Origin of the sequence: Ruegeria atlantica (assembly GCF_013032455.1) — a bacterium.
GTDB lineage: Bacteria > Pseudomonadota > Alphaproteobacteria > Rhodobacterales > Rhodobacteraceae > Ruegeria > Ruegeria atlantica_B.
This window is the reverse complement of sequence record NZ_WQCF01000008.1, coordinates 43613-64935: the sequence shown is the minus strand read 5'-3', so window position 1 is coordinate 64935 and position 21323 is coordinate 43613. Positions and strand designations below refer to the sequence as shown.

The window sequence follows — 21323 nt, the reverse complement described above, 5'->3', positions numbered from 1 at the left end:
TCACGAAAGGTGAAACAAATGAACAAGTTCAAATCCATTCTGGGCGGCGTCGCCCTGTCCGTCGCAATTGCAAGCTCGGCGCTGGCCGCAGGCGTTGAGCTGAACGCAAGCTCGACCGGTCTGGCAATGCAGGGCTACGACCCTGTTGCCTATTTCACTGAAGGCGCACCGGCCAAAGGCGACTATCGCATCACTGCACTGCACAATGACGCGCTGTACCGCTTTGCCAACGAAGAAAACAAAGTAGCGTTTGAAGCAAACCCAGAAGCATACCTGCCGGCATATGGTGGCTATTGTGCCTTCGGCGCTGCGATGGGCTTTAAATTCGACGGCGACCCGACCCACTGGAAAATCGTTGACAACAAGCTGTACCTGAACCTGTCGAAAGACATTCAGGAACGTTGGGAAGGTGATATCCCGGGCTTTATCGAGCAGGCCAGCACCAACTGGGAAACCATTGCTGACAAAACTCCGGCAGAGTTGCAGCAGTAACTCTCTGACGTCTGACAACACTGCGGCGACGGATCCCCCGTCGCCGTTTTTTGATTTCCCGTTCTTGGCCCGAGGCGCAATTAGCTACTTGGAAAAATCAGACCCGGCACGATGACGTCGGGCCAACCATCCTTACAGTTCCAATACCGTACTGCCGGTGGTTTGCCGCGCCTCAAGTGCACGATGCGCGTCAGCCACCTGATCCAGCGGGAAACGCTGGTCAATGTGAATCTTCACTTCTCCACCCTCGACCTTACCGCACAGACGCCGGGCCATCGCCTGGCAGACCGCGCTATCGGCAATATGGGTGAACAAGGTTGGCCGCGTGATCTTAAGCGACCCCTTCTTGGCCAAAATCCCGATATCCATAAGCGGCACCGGCCCCGAGGCATTGCCGAAGGAAATCATCATCCCCAGTGGTTTCAGACTATCCAGAGATCCGTTGAACGTGCTGGCCCCGATCGAGTCCATCACCACATCCACTCCTTCGCCGCTAGTGATCTCAGCCACCCTCTCGGCAAAGTTCTCGGTGCGATAGTTGATGCAATGGGTCGCGCCGTTGAACCGCGCCAGGCTGCATTTGTCGTCCGTCCCGGCCGTGCCGATCAGAGTGATCCCTTCTGATTTGGCCCACTGGCAGGCAATCAACCCAACCCCGCCTGCAGCCGCATGAAACAAGACTGTGTCGCCGCGCTTTAGCGGTGTCGTTCGATGAAACAGATATTCAACCGTCATTCCCTTGAGCATCATTGCCGCCGCCGCGTCGTAAGAAATCCCATCAGGCAACGGGCACACCTGTGCGGCATTCATTACGCGCGCCTCAGAGTAGGCCCCGGCAGGCGCGGCGGCATAGGCTGCGCGCTGACCGGGCTCAAGATGGGTTACCCCTTCGCCGACAGCCTCGATCACGCCAGCGGCTTCCATACCCAACGGGTGCGGAAGGCTTAACGGATAGAGCCCCGTCCGCTGATAAACATCAATGAAATTCAGCCCGCAGGCGTGATGGCGGATACGGACCTCACCGGGGCCGGGATCGCCCACGGGTCGGTCTTCGATCTTCAGAACTTCGGGGCCGCCGTGTTCATGAATGACGACGGTTCTTGCCGTTTGCTGCATGCTGACCTCCTGTTGCCTGACCCCAAGCTAACACGCCTGAAAATAAGGGCAATCGGCTCGAATCTGCATCACGCAACCGCAAGGTGAAAAAATGTGCTATACTATTCGTCGGGCGTTGCTGGCTGGTCCGGCCAAGGGTAACTGTCTCCGGATCCACTCTGCTGCGCTGCAATGCAAAGGGAGAGGAAAATGATGGCCAAAACGATTGGAAACCCGATCAGCTGGGCCGCTAGAAACATCAGTGCGACCGGCGATCACATAGCAGAAAGCGTGAACCGCATCGGCAGCGCAGATACACGGCACTTGCCGGTGGTGCAGACCCTGACAATGCAGGATCTGAAAGCCTGTTTGCGGGCGGGTTATAACGATTTTCTGGAAACTCGGGCCGATGCCATATTCATCGTTCTAATCTACCCCATCGCGGGCTTGTTGATGTTTGGCTTTGGCTTGAATCGCAACATGGTGCCATTGCTGGCCCCGCTGATTATGGGATTTGCCCTGATTGGCCCTGTTGCCGCAGTGGGCCTGTATGAAATCAGCCGCAAACGTGAGCAAGGCGGCGACGTGCATTGGCTGGACGCGTTCGGTGTGTTCAGATCACCCTCGTTCGGGGCCATTTTGATGCTAGGCTTTTATCTGGTCATGTGGCTGTTGATATGGCTGATGGTCGCGCAGAGCATTTTTGTGCACACGCTTGGCCCTGATCTACCCACATCCTTCGGCTCGTTTGTAACACAGGTGTTCACTACCGGAGCAGGCTGGACGATGATCATATTCGGCAACGCTGTAGGCTTCCTGTTTGCCCTGGTCGCGCTGGCGATTAGTGTGGTCAGCTTTCCGTTACTGCTGGACCGCAAAGTGGGTCTGCCAGTGGCGGTTGTGACTTCGGTCCGGGTGCTGCGCCACAATCCGAGAGTCATTCTGGCATGGGGCTTTATCGTCGCCGCGATGTTGGCTATCGGTGCGATTCCGATGCTTCTGGGTCTGATCGTCGTTATGCCGGTACTGGGCCACGCCACATGGCACCTGTATCGCCGGGCCGTCGCCTGAAACGGCCCGCGCGCTGTTTAGGTTAACCTGCCACGTTCAAAACGATCTTACCTATATGTTTTGAGCTTTCCATATGCGCATGCGCGGCGGCGGCATCAGCTAGCGCGAACTCACTGTCCATCACCGGCGCAATTCTCCCGGCGTCCAGCAATGGCCAGACCGCCTCTCGCAGATCCTGAGCAATCCTTGCTTTGGCCAGATCACTTTGCGGGCGCAAGGTGCTGCCTGTAATAGTCAAGCGGCGCATCATTACATGGGCAAAGTTCACTTTAACCACCGGTCCCTGCAGGAATGCGATTTGCACTAGCCGCCCATCATCCGCCAGCGCCTTAATGTTACGTGGGATATAGTCGCCACCCACCATATCAAGGATCAGGTTCGCGCCACCCTCAGCCCGCATCAACGCAACGAAATCCTCATCGCGGTAGTTAATCGCCTTCTCGGCACCCAGCTTGACACAAGCCGCGCATTTCTCATCCGATCCGGCGGTGGCAAAGACACGGGCACCAAAGGCATTGGCCAGTTGGATCGCCGTTGTCCCAATCCCGCTCGAGCCACCATGAACCAGAAACCGTTCACCGGCCTTCAGACCGCCACGAGAGAAAACGTTGGACCAGACAGTAAATAGGGTCTCGGGTAAGCAGGCAGCTTCTTTCATGTTCATGCCCGATGGGATTGGCAAACAATGGGCCGCAGGGGCTGCCACATATTCGGCGTACCCCCCGCCCGGCACCAGCGCGCAGACACTGTCCCCCAAGGACAGAGAATCAACCCCGGCCCCGATGGCGACCACTTCACCCGAAACCTCCAGCCCCGGCAGATCGCTGGCACCCGGCGGCGGGTTGTAAGAGCCCGCGCGTTGCAGCGCATCTGGACGGTTCACCCCGGCATAAGCAACCTTTATTACCACTTGGCCCTGCGTCGCTTCGGGCATCGGGCGGGTCGTCAGTTGCAGAACTTCGGGACCACCAGGTTCGGTGATCTCAACAGCGCGCATCGTCTGGGTCATGGGCAAATCTCCTTTGCCCAATGCCTAGCAGGCAATTTCTGGAAGGCCCAGATGCTTACTTGCGCGGATTCAGCATCCCGGGCAGATCATCCCGCATTTTCACAGGGGGCTTCACCTGGCTGGCGAACCAGTTAGGCACAGCAAGAAACGGCTTGAACAGTGGATTGTCGTTCACCTGAGCCTTAAGCTTTTCGAACTGCATCACATTATCGATACGACGGTCCAGAAACTCCCACGTTTTCTGGTGATCCGGAGAATCATCGCCCAGCCAGAATAGCAGGGTCGAGGAATATACCCCCGACAGAGTAGCGCGCTTGGTGTACCAGTTCACGTCATCCGAGGTATCGCCCAACGTGTCCCAGATCAGGTCGCAGGTCTGCCAAAGCGCCTTTGCGCCATCCGCCGCATGGGTCGGCAGCGAAAACAGCGTCATGCCCCGGCGCACCAGTTCCTTGTCTGGGACAGCCTCCAGCCGGAACCGGACGGCGGCGGCCACGCGGTCGCGGAATTTCAGCTCGCTCAGGTCCGTGGATTTCAGACGCTCTACCATGGCCGCATCCCCGCGCGCATGAAACGCCAGCGCCAGATCGACTGCGCCGCGCGGGCATATCGCGCGCGCCAGACCGTCATCCAGATCGCAATCGGCGAACGCCGCGCGAAAGCTGGTCTCGGACCAGCCATCAAAGGGTACATGGGTCAGAATCGCGTCCAAAAGCTGTTGTTTGGCATCTTCATAGGTCACTGTCATGGCGGTTCTCCGGTTCTGGGGACCAGTACTAGACAAGATAGACCGGCTTTGCTATACGGCCAACTCCTGCAATTTCCTTGCAACTCTATCTAGAAAGGTGGTGACAACCACATGCAGGTTAGTGTTCGCGACAATAACGTCGATCAGGCGCTTCGTGCCCTGAAGAAAAAGCTGCAGCGCGAAGGCGTGTTCCGTGAAATGAAGCTGAAGCAACATTTCGAGAAACCGTCCGAGAAAAAAGCGCGCGAGAAAGCTGAAGCGATCCGCCGTGCCCGTAAACTGGCACGTAAGAAAGCACAGCGCGAAGGTTTGCTCTAAGCACCTGACGCTCCTCCAGCTTTGGATGACACTATTTGACGACCCCCGAGGCCCCGCCCGGGGGTTTGTCGTTTCAAGCACCGGTTGTAATCCGCCGAATCAGCCACAGCCGTGTGCGATAAGCTGCCAAATCCGTTTCAGCACCATTTTGCTCGGCATTTTGCAGCGCAGCGAATCTCGCTTAGGTAGCGTCCATGCGCTGAAATTCCCCTAAAAGTTCAACAGCTCTATCCGTTCTTCCGACGCCCCCTGTAACTGGCCTCGTCTATCCAGACGACCATTCAAACGGAGGCAACAATGTCGACTGCAAGTACATTCGAGCAAGAAATGCTGGCGCTGATCAACGGCGAACGCACATCCCGCGGGCTAAACCCGCTGCAATTGGAAACACAGCTGAACGACTCGGCCGAGGATCACAGCACCTGGATGCTGAACACCAACACCTTCAGCCACACAGGCTCGGGCGGTTCCAGCGCAACAGAACGGATGGAGGATGCCGGGTTCGATTTCACCGGCAACTGGCGCTCGGGCGAGAACATCGCATGGCAATCGGAACGCGGGGCTGAAGGCATCAGCGATGACGTCGAACAGCTGCATCAAAGCCTGATGGACAGCCCCGGCCACCGCGCCAACATTCTGAACCCCGATTACGAATTTATCGGAATCGGAATTGAAGAGGGCGACTACAATGGATGGGACGCCGTCATGGTGACCCAGAACTTTGCCACCACAGATGCCGAAGTGGTGCTGGACAACGGTGCCACCCCAACCCCGCCCACGGACGACGTGGCGGAACCCGAAAACCCGGTGTCCGAAAACCCGGACAGTGATGTCACCGAAACCGAAAAGCCGGACGACGACATAACAGACACCGACGTCACTGAGACCGAAGACCCGGACGACGTTACGCCCGATACAGAGGTCACCGAAACCGACGATCCAGACGAGGAAGCACCGGACACTGACGTCACCGAGACCGAGGAACCAGTCGAAGAAACTCCCGATACAAACATCACAGAAACCGAGGAGCCGGAGGAGGAAACTCCGGGTACTGACGTCACAGAATCAGGTGACCCCACATTTGAGTGCTTCGACGTTGAAATCTTCCTTGCTGCAATCAAAAACTTCGTGAACGATTTACTGATACTGGTCGACGAATTCAAAATGGATGCATCAGAACCAGCGGACGATGATGATTTCCTGCTGACTTGGGGCATTTGCGACGACGCACCATCCGCGCCCGAAGGCGCACCGGGCGAGGAGCCAAACCCTATGGACACTTTCTTCGAGCCGATCGCTTTTGACAGCGGATGCATGATGGACTTTGTCTGATACGCAGACAGCGGCGCATCCTCAGGATGCGTCGCAGCCCGTTTCACGGTCACTCCACGCAGGATTCAATCGTTCTGAAAGGACACGGCGACACAAGGAAAAAGCCCCGACACCGGGGCATGTTGTTGTGATCAGTAAATCTTGGGCACGTGTAGCTCATCCGGCAGTACGCGGCGTTCATATTCCGGGTTATACTTGCGATCCGGCAAGTTGACCTTTTCCTGCGGAACATCCGTATAAGGGATCTTGGTCAACAGGTGTTCGATGCAGTTCAGACGCTCGCGTTTCTTGTCATTGCCTTCGACAATATACCATGGCGCCTCGGGGATATTGGTGCGGAAAAGCATATCCTCTTTCGCCTTTGTATAGGCCTCCCAACGGATGCGGGATTCCAAATCCATCGGCGACAGTTTCCACTGCTTCATTGGGTCGTGGATGCGCATGAGGAATCGCAGCTGCTGTTCTTCATCCGTGATCGAGAACCAGTATTTCAGCAGGATAATCCCCGAGCGCACCAACATCCGTTCGAATTCGGGAACGTCCTGAAAAAACTGTTCGACCTGATCGTCACTGGCAAAGCCCATCACCCGCTCGACCCCGGCGCGGTTGTACCAGGACCGGTCGAACAGCACGATCTCACCGGCCGCAGGCAGATGCGGGACATAGCGCTGGAAATACCATTGGCTCTGCTCCCGGCGGCTGGGCGCAGGCAGGGCAACCACCCGCGCAACACGTGGATTCAGCCGCTGAGTGATCCGCTTGATCACCCCGCCTTTACCGGCACTGTCGCGACCTTCGAACAGGATGCAAACTTTGGCCCCGGTATGCTGCACCCAGTCCTGCACCTTGATCAGCTCGGCCTGAAGGCGCAGCAGATTGCGGAAATAGACCTTGCGGTCCAGCATATCCGGGTGCTGGTCCTTGTAAATCTTGCGAACCTCCATTGAAAGCATCGGTTCGCTGAACTCAATCTCGAAATCTTCGTCGAGCGTGTCTTCCAACTCGGCTTCCAGCCAGTCCTTGGGGGCATCGTTATTTTCGTAAACCAAGATCTTATCCTTATCGTCTGTCGGGTCGGACTGTAAATCGCGCGTGTAACCGCCTGATGTCATCAGAGGAATTGATAATAGCCCCGCCCCAAGCGAGACCGCAAACGGTGATGAGGCAAGGTAATGAAAAAAGGGGTTCGGTCTTATTGGAAATCTGAGCCTAACAGTAAGAGGAAGCAAGCGTCAGAATTGCCGCATTGCCAACGGTTTGGCGTAAACCCGCCGTAAGGATACTTGCAATCGGTTACTTTGAGACGGCACAAGTGCTCCGGTCGAACCATGAGGTGACCGTGGCACATTTTCTGTCCTTGCTGCCCGCAATCTGGCCTTGGCTTATACTGATTGCTGGCCAAATCAGCGTGATCTCGGGCCACCAGGCGATGGGCCTAACCCTGCTTGCAGTATTCGGGGGAATCGCTCTGGTGCTTGGGTTGGCGACACCTCTGGCTGCGGCGATTGCAGTAGCAGGACTATTGGGTGCAGCGGTCTTATCCCGTCTCAGCGGGCCTGCGGCCCTTATTGGCCATCTGGCGCTGATTTTGTGGTGCCTTGCGCTGGGGGCGCATCTGGTCCCCGGCTTTCATAACCTTTTGGTTCTGGATCAAGTTCGGGCCGGGCCAGAAAGCTCTGAGTTTTCTATGTATCTCAACCTGGACAAACCGCTGGTTCTATTCGCCGTTTTGCTGGCCTGGCCCAGGATAGCACAAAGCACAAAGCTAACCAGAAGAGGCCTTTTGGGAATTGGATTATTGGCCCTGCCTACCCTGTTTGGACTGGGCCTTATATCGGGCGCGGTTCGGCCCGAAATCGGCCTGCCCGCTTGGTGGCTTATCTTTGCACTGTCAAACCTGTTTCTGACTTGCTTGACGGAAGAGGCTTTTTTTCGAGGCTATCTGCAATCAGCCCTTATCCCGAAAACCGGTGTAGCAGTGGGAATCACAATTGCCAGCCTGTTGTTCGGCCTGGCCCACGCGGGCGGTGGGGCGGCTCTGGTTGTGTTCGCCTCGATCCTCGGGGCAGCCTGTGGATTGGGGTATTATGCAACCGGTCGAATTTGGGTACCGGTTTTGATGCATTTCGGCTTCAACGCTTTGCATCTAGCCCTTTTCACGTATCCGGGCCCGGTCTAGCGCTATACCGGCAAAGCAGTCGTCTTGAACACCGTGCGCAGGGCAAACGAACTTTGCATCTGCGCCACTCCGGGCAACCGTGATAGATATTGCCTGTGGATGCGGGCAAAATCCTCGGTGTTTTCGGCAACAACTTTCAGGATGTAATCCGCTGTACCTGCCATAAGGTGGCATTCGAGCACGTCGGGAATGCGGGCCACGGCCTTTTCAAATGCGTTCAAAACTTCTTCGGCCTGCCCCTGCAGGGTAATCTCGACAAACACCGTCGTGGGCACGCTCATCTTGCGCGCATCCAACAGCGCCACATAGTTGCGGATATAACCGTCCGCCTCTAATCTTTGCACCCGCCGGTGGCAGGCCGAGGGAGACAGATTGACCTGCTCGGACAGCTCTGCATTCGACATCCGGCCATCCCGCTGCAGGGCCGCGAGAATCTTTCTATCAGTCGTGTCGATGCTCATTTACGCAATTCCTTTGCGAGATTCTGTTAATATAGTCGAAAATTTCCCGAAAAAAAGCCAATTCCCGGGCAGAGTTTCACAGAAATTGCGGCCAGGATCGCCCATTATTTAAGCAGTTTATGAACGGAGGAACAAAAATGAAAATCGGTTGCCCCAAGGAAATCAAACCTCAGGAATTCCGCGTCGGCATGACACCCAACGCCGCGCAAGAGGCCATCGCGCGTGGTCATGAGGTGGTGATCGAAACCAATGCCGGGATTGGCGCAGGTTTCGAAAACGACGACTATATCGCAGTTGGTGCACAGATCGTCGATACCGCCGAAGAGGTGTTCGCCACAGCCGACATGATCGTCAAGGTCAAGGAACCGCAAGCGGTTGAGCGTAAGATGCTGCGCGAAGGCCAGCTGCTGTTCACCTACCTGCACCTGGCACCCGACCCAGATCAAACCAACGACCTGTTGGAATCGGGTTGTACAGCGATTGCATATGAAACTGTCACTGCGCCTGGTGGTGGCCTGCCTCTGCTGGCCCCGATGTCCGAAGTTGCAGGTCGCCTTGCACCGCAGGTTGGCTCGTGGACCCTGCAAAAGGCAAATGGCGGCCGTGGCGTTCTGATGGGTGGCGTTCCGGGCGTGAGCCCTGCCAAAGTCGTCGTTATCGGCGGCGGCGTTGTCGGCACGCATGCTGCAAAGATCGCTGCGGGCATGGGCGCGGATGTTACCATTCTGGATCGCTCTCTGCCCCGTCTGCGCTACCTCGACGACGTGTTTGGCGGCACTTTCAAGAACCAGTACTCGACCGCTGGTGCCACTGCTGAATTGATCCAGACCGCTGACATGGTCATCGGTGCGGTTCTGATCCCCGGTGCGGCTGCCCCCAAACTGGTGACCCGCGAACAGCTGTCGACCATGAAGCCCGGCGCGGCTCTGGTTGACGTTGCGATCGACCAGGGTGGCTGCTTCGAAACCTCGAAGGCAACTACGCACGCTGATCCGGTTTACGAAGTTGACGGCATCATGCACTACTGCGTCGCCAACATGCCCGGCGCGGTTGCTCGTACGTCCACCATCGCACTGGGCAACGCGACCATGCCGTTCATGCTGTCGCTGGCAAGCAAGGGCTGGAAACAGGCCTGCAAGGACGATGCGCACCTGCTGGCAGGTCTGAACGTCCACGCCGGCAAGCTGACCTACGAAGCGGTTGGCACCGCCCTCAACATCGACGTTGTCGATCCGACAACTCTGCTGAACTAAGAGAGCTCCCACCTCTGAAAGCGTTCTTTTCCAAAGGACGCTTTGCAGACTTGGGCATAGCGCCGCGCCAAAAGCGCGGCGCTGTTGTTTCTGGCCTATCGGTAGAACACACAAAAAAGGGCACCGCGCCTTCGCGCAGTGCCCGACCCAACAAGAGGATATCAATACCTGACTGACAGGCGGAAGACTTTACGCCTGCTTGTGAATTTCCACCGAATGCGGATACGGAATCGACACGCCTTTGGCATCGAACGCCTCTTTTACCGCTTTGGTGATTTCGAACTTCACATCCCAATAATCTGCCGCCGCACACCACAGGCGGGCCGTCAGATCGACCGAACTGTCGCCCAGATTGGTGACGCGCACCCACGGTTCTGGATCGTTGTGAATACGGTCATCTGCCTTGGCAACATCCAGAATGATCTTCATCGCCTCATCAGCACTGTCGCCATAGTCGATACCGAACACCAGATCGACACGCCGCGTGTCGTGAGCCGAATAGTTGGTAATCACAGAGCCCCAAGACTGTCCGTTCGGCACAATGATCTGCACATTGTCAGGCGTCACCAATTCGGTGGTGAACAGGTTCAGGTCCTTCACCGTCCCCGCGGTGCCGCCGATATCGACATACTGGCCCAGCTTGTAGGGGCGGAACACCACCAGCATGACACCGGCGGCCAGATCGCTGAGGGTTCCCTGCAGCGCCAGACCAATCGCCAGCGACGCAGCACCCAGAATGGCAACGATACTGGTCGCTTCGATCCCGAAGATTCCCAGTACGGCAACCAGAACCATTGCCAGAATGGCCCATTTGACCAAGCTGGCCGTGAAATTGCCCAGTGTCGGGTCTATCTTTGGGGTCGAATTGATCCGGCGGCGCACGACGCCCCCGACTGCACCAGCCACAATCCAACCGAGGACAAGAACGACCAGCGCCTTTACCGCGCTTATGATCAGCGGGGCAAACACGCCCACCTGTGTTACGACCTCATCCACGCGCATCTCCTTTCAACAACAAGAAACCCGCGCCTTTTGCGCGGGATTTGGCGAATACTGAGGCAAAATAAGTCTTTGGTCTAGGTGTCAGTTTTCTGGGATTTCCCCGTTGTTCACCTACAAACACGCTCTGACCGACAGCGCACACCACCAGACCTTAAAAGATCACTCGACACCACCTACGTTACACGCAACATCCAAACAGGAGCCCCTATATGCTGGACACCTATTCACACCCGATCATGAATCGCTGGCCTGCTCAGTTTCCCGATCGGATTCAGCTCTATTCGTTCCCGACACCCAATGGCGTCAAAGCCTCGATCATGCTGGAAGAAACCGGCCTGCCCTATGAGGCGCACAAGGTCAGCCTTTCGGATACGGATGTCAAAAGCGCCGAGTTCCTGTCGCTGAACCCCAACAACAAGATCCCCGCGATCATCGACCCCAACGGCCCGGATGGCGAGCCCATCGGCCTGTTCGAAAGCGGTGCAATCCTGCTGTATCTGGCCGAAAAGACCGGCAAGTTCATCGGCCAAACCAAGGCCGACAAACATCGCATCACGCAATGGCTTATGTTCCAGATGGGCGGCATTGGCCCGATGTTCGGGCAATTGGGCTATTTCCACAAATTCGCTGGCAGCGAGATTGAAGACCCCCGCCCGCGCCAGCGTTACGTCAACGAGGCCAAACGCCTGCTGAACGTCCTGAACCAACAGCTGGAAGGGCAGCACTGGATCGCCGGAGACTATTCGATTGCCGACATGGCCATCGCCCCTTGGCTGCGCGGGCTGGATTTTTATGAAGCCAAAGAGTTGGTGGGCTGGGAAGATCACGCCAACGTGGTGGCTTATCTTGATCGCTTCCTTGAGCGGCCCGCCGTGCAAAAAGGGTTGGTGACGCCCGCACGGGACTGATCGCCAAGCAACCCGCTGAAACAGGGCTTGCAGCCGCACCAGCGCGCAAGCCCTTTTCGTTTCTTAGCTCGGCAGCTTTCCAGTCAGCACATACCGCAGCACTTCAACCACTTGGCTCGATTCTTCGGCCACAGCCAGCGCGGCGGCGTCGACCTCTTTTAGCGCGTGCTGGTGGTCGGGACCGTGCAGCACAATTAGCGACTTGCCCAGCGCCGCCGCATAGCCCGCGTCAAAGGCCGCGTTCCACTGCTTATATTTCTCACCAAACCGCACGACGACCACATCGGCATCCGCGATGCCTTTGCGGGTTCGGATCGCATTGACCATCGCGCCCTTGTGGTCATGCCAGTACTTGTTCGGCTCGGCCCCCAGAATGGCCACGCCGCAATCGTCGCTGGCGTCGTGATCGGTGACCGGGCTGTTGAAGGTGATGTCCAACCCCTGCGCGCCGTCGATGATCTGTTCGCGCCAGTCGGTGTGGATTTCGCCAGAGAGGTAAACGTTCAGGCCCATGGGTGTCTCCGCTTTTGTTTCCAAGTCTACTTATGACGCAATCCGGAAAAGCCCAACGAAAAACGCGCCCGTAGGCGCGTTGATCTCTTTCCGGAAGTCAGGTTTTACCCGCGCAGAACGCCGCCGGTTGCCTTGGTGACCTTGGCGATGATTTTCTCAGCCACCGCTTCGATGTCTTTTTCCTTCAGCGTCTTATCCGTCGGTTGCAGGCGGACGGTGATGGCCAGAGATTTCTTGCCCTCACCCAGACTGCCGCCGATGAACTCGTCAAAGACGCGCACATCCTCGATCAGCGCCTTGTCGGCCCCCGCTGCGGCGTTCACCAACGTCAGCGCCTCGACACCCTCATCAACGACAAAGGCAAAGTCACGCTCGACAGCTTGCAGGTCACGCAGCTCCAGCGCGGCACGGGTGGCACCGGATTTTCGAGGCAAAGGCACCTCGTCCGGCCAGATGGTAAACGCCATTGCCGGGCCTTTGATGTCCATCGACTGCAGGACGCGCGGGTGCAGTTCACCGAACACGCCCAGCACCTTTTTCGGGCCCAGACAAATCTTGCCGTGACGACCCGGATGCCACCACGCATCTCCGTCGCGCAGGATCTGAACCTTGGCGGGCGCGCCGATGGCAGCCAGCACGGCCTCGGCATCTGCCTTGACGTCGAACACGTCTACGGGGCGAGACGCGCCGTGCACGTCCTTCGGCCCATCGCGACCAACCAACAGGCCGGTGATTTGGGTTTTCTGATCGCCGGGCTCGCCGTCATGGAAAACCGGGCCGACCTCGAACAGCGCGACGTCCGCATAGCCGCGCGCCTGATTGCGGGCCGCGGCCTGCAACAGGCCCGGCAACAGATCGGGACGCATATGGCTCATCTCGGATGAGATTGGGTTTTCCAGCTGTGTCGCTTCGTCCCCGCCACCAAACAGTGCTGCCGAGGCCTGATCGATGAAGGTGTAGGACACACATTCGTTATAGCCCAGCGCCGCGCAGGTGCGACGCGCCATGGATTGACGGCGCTGTGTCGGGGTCATCACAGGTTTCGGGATGCCATCCGTGATACGCGGCAGCGGTTTGCCCTGCAGCTTGGTCAGGGATGCAATCCGCGCAACCTCTTCCACCAGATCGGCTTCACCCATGATGTCGGGGCGCCAGCTGGGAACATGCGCCATCTCACCTTCCAGACGGAAACCAAGACGAGTCAGGGTCTGGCGTTGTTCACTTTCGGGGATATCCATCCCGACCAGAGACTGCACCCGGGCAGCGTCCAGCTTGTAGGCACGTGAATGATCCGGCGCCTTGCCGGCTTCAACTACCTTGGAAACCTCACCGCCGCAGATATCCAGAATCATCTGGGTCGCCTGCTCCAGCCCCTCCAGCGTGTATTTAGGGTCAACACCGCGTTCAAAACGGTACCGCGCATCGGAGTTGATCTTCAACGCACGTCCGGTCAACGCGATCTGCACATGATCCCAGAACGCGCTTTCAAGGAAGACATTCACCGTTTCTTCGGTACAGCCGGTTTCCTCACCACCCATGATACCGGCGATGGATTCCGGGCCTTTGTCGTCCGAAATCACCATCATGCCGGGCTGCAGGGTGTACTCTTTTTCGTCCAGCGCAACCAGCTTTTCACCACCCTTGGCGCGGTGCACTCGCAGATTGCCCTGCACCTTATCCGCGTCGAATACGTGCAGCGGGCGGTTGTGGTCAAAAGTCATATAGTTGGTGATGTCCACCAAAGCCGAGATTGGGCGCAGACCGATCGCCTTCAACTGATCCTGCAACCATTGCGGGCTGGGGCCATTTTTGACACCCCTGATCAAACGTCCGGTGAAATGCGGCGCGCCATCCAGAGTATCCTCATCAATGGTCACCTTGATCGGGCTTTCGAAATCACCCGGCACCGGCGCATAGTCGCGTTCCTTCAGCGTGCCCACACCGCGCGCCGCCAAATCGCGCGCAATCCCTTCCACGCCCAGCGCATCGGGGCGGTTCGGCGTGATCGCAATCTCGATCATCGGGTCAATCTTCGAGGGCTCATTCTCGGCCAGCCAGTCGATGAACCGATCACCGACCTCACCCGAGGGCAGCTCGATGATACCGTCATGCTCGTCCGACAGCTCCAGTTCGCGCTCGGACGCCATCATGCCAAAGCTTTCGACACCACGGATTTTGCCGACGCTGATCGTCAGGTCCAGACCGGGGATATACATGCCGGGCTTGCAGACCACGACGGTGATGCCTTCGCGTGCGTTCGGGGCACCGCAGATGATCTGCAGCTCGCCCTCATTCGTGTCCACCTTGCAGACGCGCAGCTTGTCGGCGTCGGGGTGTTTCTCGGCATGTTTCACGTAACCGAGGGTGAAATCCTTCAGCCGGTCCGCCGGATTGACGATCTCTTCGACCTCAAGGCCAAGGTCGGTCAGCGCCTCGGCGATCTCATCGACCGAAGCATCAGTGTCGAGGTGGTCTTTCAGCCAGGAGAGAGTGAATTTCATTGCACGGGGCCTTTTTTGGCAAACATCCAGTCGGCACAGGCAATGGCAAAGATTGGGCCGGGGTGCAAGCGCTGCGCGTTACGGATAGGTGGGGGTGCGGCCCAAAAGCTCATCCAATTGCCGCCCAATCCAGCCATGAGGGATGAAATGCCCGCCGGGATGGGTATCCAACGTAACCCGCCCCTGCGCGCAATCCGCCCACTCCACCCGGCTGAGCGTCAGGATCGGCACCACACTCCAATCGCCGCGCGGAGTAGCCCCGTTGCAGTTGTAAATCCCGCGCCACAACGCCACCGGATAGGTCGTATCGCCACCCGCGCCATAGGGGAAATCCATCACCGTATCGCTGAGGCCGTGCACATGGCGCACCTCGCGCGGGGCTTCGGGGCAATGTTCGGTCTGACGGATGGTTCCGGCCACGCCCAGCAACGCAGCGATATCATCGCCCGACTGACAGGCAAAGCGCCACGCCATCGCGCCGCCGAAGGAATAGCCCGAAACATAGATGTGGTCCGGATCAATCGGATAGCGCTTGGCCACGTCCTCTAACACCCGATCGGCAAAAGGCACGTCGCCAGTGTCCGAGGTCCAGAAATCCCAGCTTTTGCCCAGCCCGTTTGGGGCCACCAACAACACGCCGCGCAGTTTCGTGGCACCGGCGATGCGTTCATGGTTCACCACAACATTTCCCTGCCGTGCCCAGCCATGGAAATGCAGCAGAACGGGCAGAGGCGTTTCACCATCCCAGCCGTCCGGTTCCAGCACGTGATACGAGCGGTCACCGACCTGACAGGCGGTGTCGCCATGGCAGGTATCCACGGCGGCGGCTTGGGTGGCGGTCAACAACAAAAGGCAGAGCAGTCGGTAAATCATCCGTCGAACCCTAGCGAGCCTGCGCCCACTGTCACGTCACAACCCCGTGGGCGCATGTAACAAGCCGCGCCGTCGCCAGACCGCGGGCTGGCGATCCTCGGGTTATGGTGGGCAATTTATGTCGGCCAAATCCGTGTGTCGTTCAAACGGAGCGCTTGTGGAGCTAAATCGCCAGCCCGTGCGGGCGGTCTGGCGATGGCGCGGCGGCCTTTCGGCCTTTGCTCCGCGCTTTATCAAAAATACCGCGAAAATTTACTTCAGTCAGACGCCGAGTGTCGAACGTAAGGCAGAAGCTTGGCTTCAATTATGTTCAAAGCTGTCGATAATTTCTCAGTCAATGAACCGGATGTCTGGTCATACCCGTCCCATATTAGTTCTTCGTATCTCTCAATTCTTTGAATATCCTCTGCGGACAACGCGCGCCCAAAATGTGTGCTGTCCCTCTTTGCATCTCTAATCTTTGCCTTGAGGGCGACAATCAGTTTCACGCGCGCATCTAAAATTACATCTATCGCTTCTTGGACTTCATCATTCCCGACAAGTGCTTTTTGGCGGACCCCAAGCCGCCTTAACTCGGCATACTCGTCATTGAGATCAGCCAGCTCATTAAGCCTACGACGAAAGTCATAGGCTCCATCTTCATCCTCACCGGCGGGTGCTACGAATCCCATCGGGCTTCGAACAGACTGGAATTTACTAATCAGTTCAGAAGCATGCGAGATCAATGCTTCCCCGAGGTCCGCGCGCTTCAGTGTTAATTTCTCGCCTTTCCACGAATGAAGTTGGCGATAAGCAACCCATACACCGGCGGCAACCGAAACCGCGATTGCAACTTGGCTCAAAGCAGCAATTCCTTCGAAGATGCCGCTTGATGTCACCGTCACCGCGACAAACCACCATGCAGGTTCGGCATATCCAGCGCCGCGAACCCATAGTGCCGCAACCAGCGCAGGTCGCTGTCAAAGAACGCCCGCAAATCCGGGATACCGTATTTCAACATCGCCAGACGGTCGATGCCGATGCCAAAGGCAAAGCCCTGATAGACCTCGGGGTCGATACCACCGGCGGCGATCACCTTGGGGTGGACCATGCCCGAGCCCAGAATTTCCATCCAGTCATCGCCCTCGCCGATCTTCAGCTGGCCGTTATCCCAGGAACAGCGGATATCGACCTCGGCCGACGGCTCGGTGAAGGGGAAGTGCGAGGCGCGGAAGCGCAGCTCGACATCGTCGACCTCGAAGAACGCTTTTACGAACTCTTCCAGAACCCATTTCAGGTTCGCCATCGAGATGTCTTTGTCGATCGCCAGCCCCTCGACCTGATGGAACATCGGCGTGTGGGTCTGGTCATAGTCGGCGCGGTATACGCCGCCCGGACAGATAATACGGATCGGCGCGCCCTGCAGCTCCATCGAGCGAATCTGCACCGGGGAGGTATGGGTACGCAGCACATGCGGCGGGCGATCATCGCCTTCGGCGCGGTGCATATAGAACGTGTCCATCTCGGCCCGTGCCGGGTGGTGGCCGGGGATGTTCAGGGCATCGAAGTTGTGCCAGTCGGTTTCTATCCGCGGCCCTTCGGCCACCGAGAAGCCCAGTTCGGCAAAGATCGCGGTCAGTTCCTCGGTCGCCTGGCTGATCGGGTGGATCGAGCCCTGACGGCGCGCGCGGGTCGGCAGGGTCACGTCCAGCCATTCGGTGCGCAGACGCTCATCCAGCGCGGCATCGGCCAATGCTGCTTTTTTCGCCACAAGCGCCGAGTTGATCTCGTCTTTCAGGGCGTTCAGCGCGGGGCCTGCAACCTGACGTTCTTCGGGCGTCATCTTGCCCAACTCGCGCATCTTCAACGCGACCTCGCCTTTTTTACCCACGGCGGAGACGCGGATCGCCTCAAGCGCGTTTTCGTCGCCTGCTTCGGCGATCTGCCCCAGATACTTTGCCTTAAGATCGTCCATGACGGCCCTCTGAAATTGGTCGACAACCTGCTATCGGCCAATCCCTGCGAATGCAACCCGGACCGAGCCGATCAGTAGCTGTATTCCGGGAACACCCGCGTCAGATCACCATTCCAGTCGCCATTGTAGTGATCCAGCAACTCATCGGCGGGAACCTTGCCCGTCTCAAGGCTGTCTTTCAGGGCGTTCAGGAAATGCGTCTCGTCCGGAACCAGACCACCGGCACCGGGGAAGGCGCGGGATTTCAGACCCGCCTCGGAAATCGAAACCACTTCACGCGCCAGATCGTGCATGTTGATGTTGCCGACCTGAGCTTGAAGACCGTCCTTGGCGGCCTCGATCCGCAAGGATTCGCGGGTTTCCGCGTCCCAGCCTTTGACCAGATCCCACGCGGCATCCAGTGCACCCTGATCATAAGTCAAGCCAACCCAGAAGGCGGGCAGTGCGCACAGGCGGCGCCATGGGCCGCCATCGGCGCCGCGCATCTCCATGAATTTCTTGATCCGCGCTTCGGGGAAGGCCGTGGTCAGGTGGTCGGCCCAGTCGGATAGGGTCGGTGTCTCACCCGGCAGCGCAGGCAGTTTGCCTTGCAGGAAGTCGCGGAAGGACATGCCCAGCGCGTCGATATACTGGCCGTCGCGATAGACAAAATACATCGGCACATCGAGCGCGTATTGTACGTAGCGTTCGAACCCAAAGCCGTCTTCGAACACGAAGGGCAGCATACCAGTGCGAGCATCATCCAGATGCCGCCAGATATAGCTGCGCCAGCTTTTCTGACCGTTCACCTTACCTTCGAAGAACGGAGAGTTCGCGAACAGGGCCGTTGCGACCGGCTGCAGGGCCAGCGCCACACGCAGTTTCTGCACCATGTCGGCCTCGGACCCGAAGTCGATATTGACTTGAACCGTGCAAGTGCGGCGCATCATGGCACGGCCCATGGTGCCGACCTTCTCCATATAGTCGTTCATCAGCCGGTAGCGGCCCTTGGGCATTAACGGCATCTCGTCATGGGTCCAGATCGGAGCCGCGCCCAGACCGATGAAACCCACGCCAATCTCGTCGGCGATATCCTTCACCTCACGCAGGTGAGTGTTCACCTCATCGCAGGTCTCGTGAATCGTCTCCAGTGGAGCACCCGACAGTTCCAGCGCGCCACCGGGTTCAAGGCTGACATTGGCGCCGTCTTTTTCCAGACCGATCAGATGCCCAGCTTCGCGCACTTCAGCCCAGCCGTGGCGATCGCGCAGCCCTTCGAGCACCGCAACGATCGAGCGTTTACCCTCGAACGGCAGGGGTTTCAGAGTGTCTTTACAATAGCCGAACTTCTCATGCTCGGTCCCGATGCGCCAATCCTGCTTGGGCTTACAGCCCGATTCCAGATATTCGGCCAGTTGCTCATGGCGTTCGATCGGCCCGCCGCCGGACTGGGGGATGGACATGAACCGTGCTCCGATCCTGATGTGTCTGTCTAGTTGGTCAGTCGTGAGGGTAAACCGCCCCAGTGTCAATGCAGGGTTAGATGAGCCGGGCGCGTTGACGTGCGCTCCCAGATCACTACCGGATGCAGGGACCCGCCGTTCAGTTCAGACAGCATTTGTTCGGTTTTCAGGCCCGGCAAGGCCGAGAACACATCAAACAACGCCTCAGCGCCTTCGGCATTCACAGGAATGTGAAGCACCGGCTGACCCGGTTGTTCCAGCACCCAATGCGCGGGTGAGGAAGTCGGGTCTAACGCAAGCCTCTCAATTTCCCGTGTGGCAATCATGCCACCTTCCAGCGGGCCAAGATAGGTGATCTGGCCTTCGTCGATGGTCACAACACCGGGGCCACCAACACCCGTGCGAAAACGGGCGCGTTGAATGCCAATGACGGCGAGCGCCACGGCAGCAAGAACCAACACCCAGCCCAGCCAACCCAGCAGCCCGCCAGGTCCACTGATCCAGCTGAGGCCCACCAACAGGACCGCCGCAGCCACCAGCACCTCGCGCCAGCGCCACAGGGTCAGTTTGGCTTCGGGTCGGATGAAACTCATGCCGTGTCCTTTGGGTTTGTGAACAGGATCAGTGAATACTGACCCGCCGGTTGAAATCCAATTCCGATATAGGCACGCGCGGCGGAATCGGAAGCCGCAAACAGCACCGCGCGGGACGCTCCGGCCTCGCGCGCCTCAACCAGATGCAGCGCCACAGCCAGTCTGGCATGGCCCAGACCGCGCAGGTCCGGCGGCGTGTAAACCCCTCCGATTTGCACGATCTCGGGTAGGCGGGCGTTGAAGCCGGTCATGGCAACCGGCTGGCCTTCGATCAGCAACGCGCGGTGCGAGTCGCGTTCGATATACGTTGCGACATCCGCTTTCGCCTGCCCTCGCGCCCGATCAGGCGCGAAATCCATGGCCTCGATCAGATAGCTTTCCCGCCACTCTTGGGTGACCGCCTTATCGAGCGCCTCCAAAGGCACAATCTCGGCACTGTCATCTTCGGGCACAACCAGCTTGTCCAACTCCAGCGAAAATCCTGGTTCGTCATTGTTCAGGGTCGCGGGGCGATCTTCCCATCCTGCCAGTCGCATGACCCGGTGAGCCTGAGACGCCTCGGCGGCCAGACCAAACAGCTTGCGGCCCCGGATCAGGTTAATCGCTGCCTCAAGCTCTGCGTCGGTGCAATCGGGACATTGCGGCAGGACCATGCCTTCGTTGGTGATGCTGAATACGGCGCGGGGTTCATCCCCCAGAACCCAAGCGTTCAACGCGCGCGGATGTGCACCGTGAAGACCATGATCCCGCAAATTGGCCAGCGGAAACATCGAAGTCTGAATATGTTGCGAGAGGAGCGCATCGATCTGCGGCACATCGGTTTCAGTCGCCGCTCTCCACGTCACGACCAATCCCCCAAAGCCTGTTGCCACATGGTCAGGGCGGCCACGGCGGCCGTGTCGGCGCGCAGGATACGCGGGCCAAGGCTAACCACATGCGCGAACGGCAACCCGGCCAACCGGGTGCGTTCTTTTTCCGAGAACCCACCTTCCGGGCCAATCAGAATAGCCCAGGGGCGACCTGTTTCCTGCGCAGCCAATCGCAAGGCCGAGCCCACCTCGGCCTCGTCGCAGAACATCAGCTGGCGGTCTCCGGGCCACGCGTCGAGAATTCGATCTAACCGTTGCAGATCGGCGACCTCGGGCACGAAAGTTCCACCGCATTGCTCGGCAGCCTCAACAGCGTGGGCCTGCAGACGGTCCTGGCGAATGCGTTCGGAGTTGGTGAATTCGGTCTGCACCGGCATGATCCGCGCCGCGCCCATTTCCGCCGCTTTTTCAACGATAAAATCGGTGCGCGCCTTTTTGATTGGGGCGAACAGGAACCACAGGTCGGGCGGTATTTTAAGCGGTTTTGTCTGCTCCACGCAGCTCAGAACGCCACCGCGTTTGCCCGCCTCGGCCACCTCGGTCAGCCACTCTCCGTCCCGGCCGTTGAACAGGGCCACATGGCCGCCCACAGCCAGCCGCATAACGCCAAACAGGTAATGCGCCTGCTCACGCGTCAAATCTACCGATTGCCCCTGACCCAGAGGGTGCTCTACATACAGTCTGATCTTTGCACTCATGAGACGTTACAT

22 protein-coding genes are annotated in these 21323 nt (G+C 58.3%); 7 read left to right on the top strand and 15 right to left on the bottom strand.

The window, feature by feature from the left end:
• Nucleotides 1-18 precede the first annotated feature (18 nt).
• Complete coding sequence (locus GOW93_RS14455) at nt 19-492, top strand: YHS domain-containing (seleno)protein (RefSeq protein ID WP_170385615.1); 474 nt, start codon at nt 19-21, stop codon at nt 490-492.
• A gap of 132 nt (nt 493-624) precedes the next feature.
• Here the strand turns inward: GOW93_RS14455 and GOW93_RS14450 are convergent, their stop codons facing one another.
• A complete protein-coding gene (locus GOW93_RS14450; RefSeq protein ID WP_170385612.1) occupies nt 625-1608 on the bottom strand; it encodes a quinone oxidoreductase family protein in 984 nt (327 codons plus the stop codon).
• Between the two features lie 192 nt (nt 1609-1800).
• Here GOW93_RS14450 and GOW93_RS14445 point away from each other — a divergent pair, with 192 nt between their 5' ends.
• Nucleotides 1801-2658 (top strand): DUF2189 domain-containing protein, encoded by an 858-nt coding sequence (locus GOW93_RS14445; RefSeq protein WP_170386139.1) that lies wholly within the window; start codon nt 1801-1803, stop codon nt 2656-2658.
• Between the two features lie 22 nt (nt 2659-2680).
• Here GOW93_RS14445 and GOW93_RS14440 read toward each other — a convergent pair whose 3' ends face one another.
• Both GOW93_RS14440 and GOW93_RS14435 read right to left on the bottom strand, forming a co-directional pair.
• Nucleotides 2681-3667, bottom strand: a complete 987-nt coding sequence (locus GOW93_RS14440; protein WP_170385609.1) for an NAD(P)H-quinone oxidoreductase — start codon at nt 3665-3667, stop codon at nt 2681-2683.
• 55 nt (nt 3668-3722) lie between these two features.
• Complete coding sequence (locus GOW93_RS14435) at nt 3723-4415, bottom strand: COQ9 family protein (RefSeq protein WP_170385606.1); 693 nt, start codon at nt 4413-4415, stop codon at nt 3723-3725.
• Nucleotides 4416-4526: 111 nt separating this feature from the next.
• Here GOW93_RS14435 and rpsU point away from each other — a divergent pair, with 111 nt between their 5' ends.
• Both rpsU and GOW93_RS14425 read left to right on the top strand, forming a co-directional pair.
• Nucleotides 4527-4733 carry a 30S ribosomal protein S21 gene (rpsU, locus tag GOW93_RS14430; RefSeq protein WP_005614280.1) on the top strand — a complete coding sequence of 69 codons (207 nt, stop codon included), beginning with the start codon at nt 4527-4529 and terminating at the stop codon, nt 4731-4733.
• A 297-nt stretch (nt 4734-5030) separates the two neighbouring features.
• Nucleotides 5031-6065, top strand: a complete 1035-nt coding sequence (locus GOW93_RS14425) for a CAP domain-containing protein (RefSeq protein WP_170385603.1) — start codon at nt 5031-5033, stop codon at nt 6063-6065.
• 131 nt (nt 6066-6196) lie between these two features.
• Here the strand turns inward: GOW93_RS14425 and ppk2 are convergent, their stop codons facing one another.
• Nucleotides 6197-7114, bottom strand: a complete 918-nt coding sequence (gene ppk2 / locus GOW93_RS14420; RefSeq protein ID WP_170385600.1) for a polyphosphate kinase 2 — start codon at nt 7112-7114, stop codon at nt 6197-6199.
• 290 nt (nt 7115-7404) lie between these two features.
• Here ppk2 and GOW93_RS20935 point away from each other — a divergent pair, with 290 nt between their 5' ends.
• Nucleotides 7405-8244 carry a CPBP family intramembrane glutamic endopeptidase gene (locus GOW93_RS20935; protein WP_170385597.1) on the top strand — a complete coding sequence of 280 codons (840 nt, stop codon included), beginning with the start codon at nt 7405-7407 and terminating at the stop codon, nt 8242-8244.
• A gap of 2 nt (nt 8245-8246) precedes the next feature.
• On the opposite strand, the gene GOW93_RS14410 is transcribed toward GOW93_RS20935, so the two are convergent.
• On the bottom strand, nt 8247-8705 hold the full coding sequence (locus GOW93_RS14410) for an Lrp/AsnC family transcriptional regulator (RefSeq protein ID WP_170385595.1): 459 nt from the start codon (nt 8703-8705) through the stop codon (nt 8247-8249).
• Nucleotides 8706-8842: 137 nt separating this feature from the next.
• Between GOW93_RS14410 and ald the strand changes: the two genes are divergently transcribed.
• A complete protein-coding gene (gene ald, locus GOW93_RS14405; protein WP_170385592.1) occupies nt 8843-9958 on the top strand; it encodes an alanine dehydrogenase in 1116 nt (371 codons plus the stop codon).
• Between the two features lie 189 nt (nt 9959-10147).
• Here ald and GOW93_RS14400 read toward each other — a convergent pair whose 3' ends face one another.
• Nucleotides 10148-10960: a mechanosensitive ion channel family protein gene (locus GOW93_RS14400; protein WP_174819115.1), complete on the bottom strand. Its 813-nt coding sequence runs from the start codon at nt 10958-10960 to the stop codon at nt 10148-10150.
• Between the two features lie 209 nt (nt 10961-11169).
• Here GOW93_RS14400 and GOW93_RS14395 point away from each other — a divergent pair, with 209 nt between their 5' ends.
• A complete protein-coding gene (locus GOW93_RS14395) occupies nt 11170-11868 on the top strand; it encodes a glutathione S-transferase N-terminal domain-containing protein (protein WP_170385586.1) in 699 nt (232 codons plus the stop codon).
• Between the two features lie 63 nt (nt 11869-11931).
• Here GOW93_RS14395 and GOW93_RS14390 read toward each other — a convergent pair whose 3' ends face one another.
• The 9 genes from GOW93_RS14390 to GOW93_RS14350 all read right to left on the bottom strand — a co-directional run bounded on the left by GOW93_RS14390 (nt 11932) and on the right by GOW93_RS14350 (nt 21311).
• Complete coding sequence (locus GOW93_RS14390; RefSeq protein WP_170385584.1) at nt 11932-12381, bottom strand: YtoQ family protein; 450 nt, start codon at nt 12379-12381, stop codon at nt 11932-11934.
• Between the two features lie 104 nt (nt 12382-12485).
• Nucleotides 12486-14882 carry a phenylalanine--tRNA ligase subunit beta gene (pheT, locus tag GOW93_RS14385; protein WP_170385581.1) on the bottom strand — a complete coding sequence of 799 codons (2397 nt, stop codon included), beginning with the start codon at nt 14880-14882 and terminating at the stop codon, nt 12486-12488.
• Between the two features lie 78 nt (nt 14883-14960).
• Nucleotides 14961-15755 carry an alpha/beta hydrolase family esterase gene (locus GOW93_RS14380; RefSeq protein ID WP_170385578.1) on the bottom strand — a complete coding sequence of 265 codons (795 nt, stop codon included), beginning with the start codon at nt 15753-15755 and terminating at the stop codon, nt 14961-14963.
• Nucleotides 15756-16012: 257 nt separating this feature from the next.
• The gene (locus GOW93_RS14375; protein WP_170385575.1) at nt 16013-16639 is read right to left on the bottom strand and encodes a hypothetical protein; all 627 of its coding nucleotides are present in this window, start codon (nt 16637-16639) and stop codon (nt 16013-16015) included.
• Nucleotides 16636-17709 (bottom strand): phenylalanine--tRNA ligase subunit alpha, encoded by a 1074-nt coding sequence (gene pheS / locus GOW93_RS14370; protein WP_170385573.1) that lies wholly within the window; start codon nt 17707-17709, stop codon nt 16636-16638. Before pheS ends, GOW93_RS14375 begins: the two co-directional genes overlap by 4 nt.
• A 71-nt stretch (nt 17710-17780) precedes the next feature.
• The gene (locus GOW93_RS14365) at nt 17781-19151 is read right to left on the bottom strand and encodes a glutamate--cysteine ligase (protein WP_170385569.1); all 1371 of its coding nucleotides are present in this window, start codon (nt 19149-19151) and stop codon (nt 17781-17783) included.
• Between the two features lie 65 nt (nt 19152-19216).
• On the bottom strand, nt 19217-19744 hold the full coding sequence (locus GOW93_RS14360) for a hypothetical protein (protein WP_170385567.1): 528 nt from the start codon (nt 19742-19744) through the stop codon (nt 19217-19219).
• Nucleotides 19741-20589: a GNAT family N-acetyltransferase gene (locus GOW93_RS14355; protein ID WP_170385564.1), complete on the bottom strand. Its 849-nt coding sequence runs from the start codon at nt 20587-20589 to the stop codon at nt 19741-19743. The genes GOW93_RS14360 and GOW93_RS14355 overlap by 4 nt, the downstream gene beginning before the upstream one ends.
• Nucleotides 20586-21311 (bottom strand): 16S rRNA (uracil(1498)-N(3))-methyltransferase, encoded by a 726-nt coding sequence (locus GOW93_RS14350; protein ID WP_170385562.1) that lies wholly within the window; start codon nt 21309-21311, stop codon nt 20586-20588. Before GOW93_RS14350 ends, GOW93_RS14355 begins: the two co-directional genes overlap by 4 nt.
• Between the last annotated feature and the right edge of the window lie 12 nt (nt 21312-21323).

Excerpts from the sequence above, each read along its gene's own strand:
- GOW93_RS14425 (WP_170385603.1), top strand. The coding sequence starts at position 5,031 with ATGTCGACTGCAAGTACATTCGAGCAAGAAATGCTGGCGCTGATCAAC.
- GOW93_RS14455 (WP_170385615.1), top strand. The coding sequence starts at position 19 with ATGAACAAGTTCAAATCCATTCTGGGCGGCGTCGCCCTGTCCGTCGCA.
- GOW93_RS14400 (WP_174819115.1), bottom strand. The coding sequence starts at position 10,960 with ATGCGCGTGGATGAGGTCGTAACACAGGTGGGCGTGTTTGCCCCGCTG.
- GOW93_RS14410 (WP_170385595.1), bottom strand. The coding sequence starts at position 8,705 with ATGAGCATCGACACGACTGATAGAAAGATTCTCGCGGCCCTGCAGCGG.
- ald (WP_170385592.1), top strand. The coding sequence starts at position 8,843 with ATGAAAATCGGTTGCCCCAAGGAAATCAAACCTCAGGAATTCCGCGTC.
- pheT (WP_170385581.1), bottom strand. The coding sequence starts at position 14,882 with ATGAAATTCACTCTCTCCTGGCTGAAAGACCACCTCGACACTGATGCT.
- GOW93_RS14360 (WP_170385567.1), bottom strand. The coding sequence starts at position 19,744 with ATGAGTTTCATCCGACCCGAAGCCAAACTGACCCTGTGGCGCTGGCGC.
- rpsU (WP_005614280.1), top strand. The coding sequence starts at position 4,527 with ATGCAGGTTAGTGTTCGCGACAATAACGTCGATCAGGCGCTTCGTGCC.
- GOW93_RS14390 (WP_170385584.1), bottom strand. The coding sequence starts at position 12,381 with ATGGGCCTGAACGTTTACCTCTCTGGCGAAATCCACACCGACTGGCGC.
- GOW93_RS14435 (WP_170385606.1), bottom strand. The coding sequence starts at position 4,415 with ATGACAGTGACCTATGAAGATGCCAAACAACAGCTTTTGGACGCGATT.
- GOW93_RS14440 (WP_170385609.1), bottom strand. The coding sequence starts at position 3,667 with ATGACCCAGACGATGCGCGCTGTTGAGATCACCGAACCTGGTGGTCCC.
- GOW93_RS14450 (WP_170385612.1), bottom strand. The coding sequence starts at position 1,608 with ATGCAGCAAACGGCAAGAACCGTCGTCATTCATGAACACGGCGGCCCC.
- GOW93_RS14380 (WP_170385578.1), bottom strand. The coding sequence starts at position 15,755 with ATGATTTACCGACTGCTCTGCCTTTTGTTGTTGACCGCCACCCAAGCC.
- pheS (WP_170385573.1), bottom strand. The coding sequence starts at position 17,709 with ATGGACGATCTTAAGGCAAAGTATCTGGGGCAGATCGCCGAAGCAGGC.
- GOW93_RS14445 (WP_170386139.1), top strand. The coding sequence starts at position 1,801 with ATGGCCAAAACGATTGGAAACCCGATCAGCTGGGCCGCTAGAAACATC.
- GOW93_RS14395 (WP_170385586.1), top strand. The coding sequence starts at position 11,170 with ATGCTGGACACCTATTCACACCCGATCATGAATCGCTGGCCTGCTCAG.
- GOW93_RS14365 (WP_170385569.1), bottom strand. The coding sequence starts at position 19,151 with ATGTCCATCCCCCAGTCCGGCGGCGGGCCGATCGAACGCCATGAGCAA.
- GOW93_RS14350 (WP_170385562.1), bottom strand. The coding sequence starts at position 21,311 with ATGAGTGCAAAGATCAGACTGTATGTAGAGCACCCTCTGGGTCAGGGG.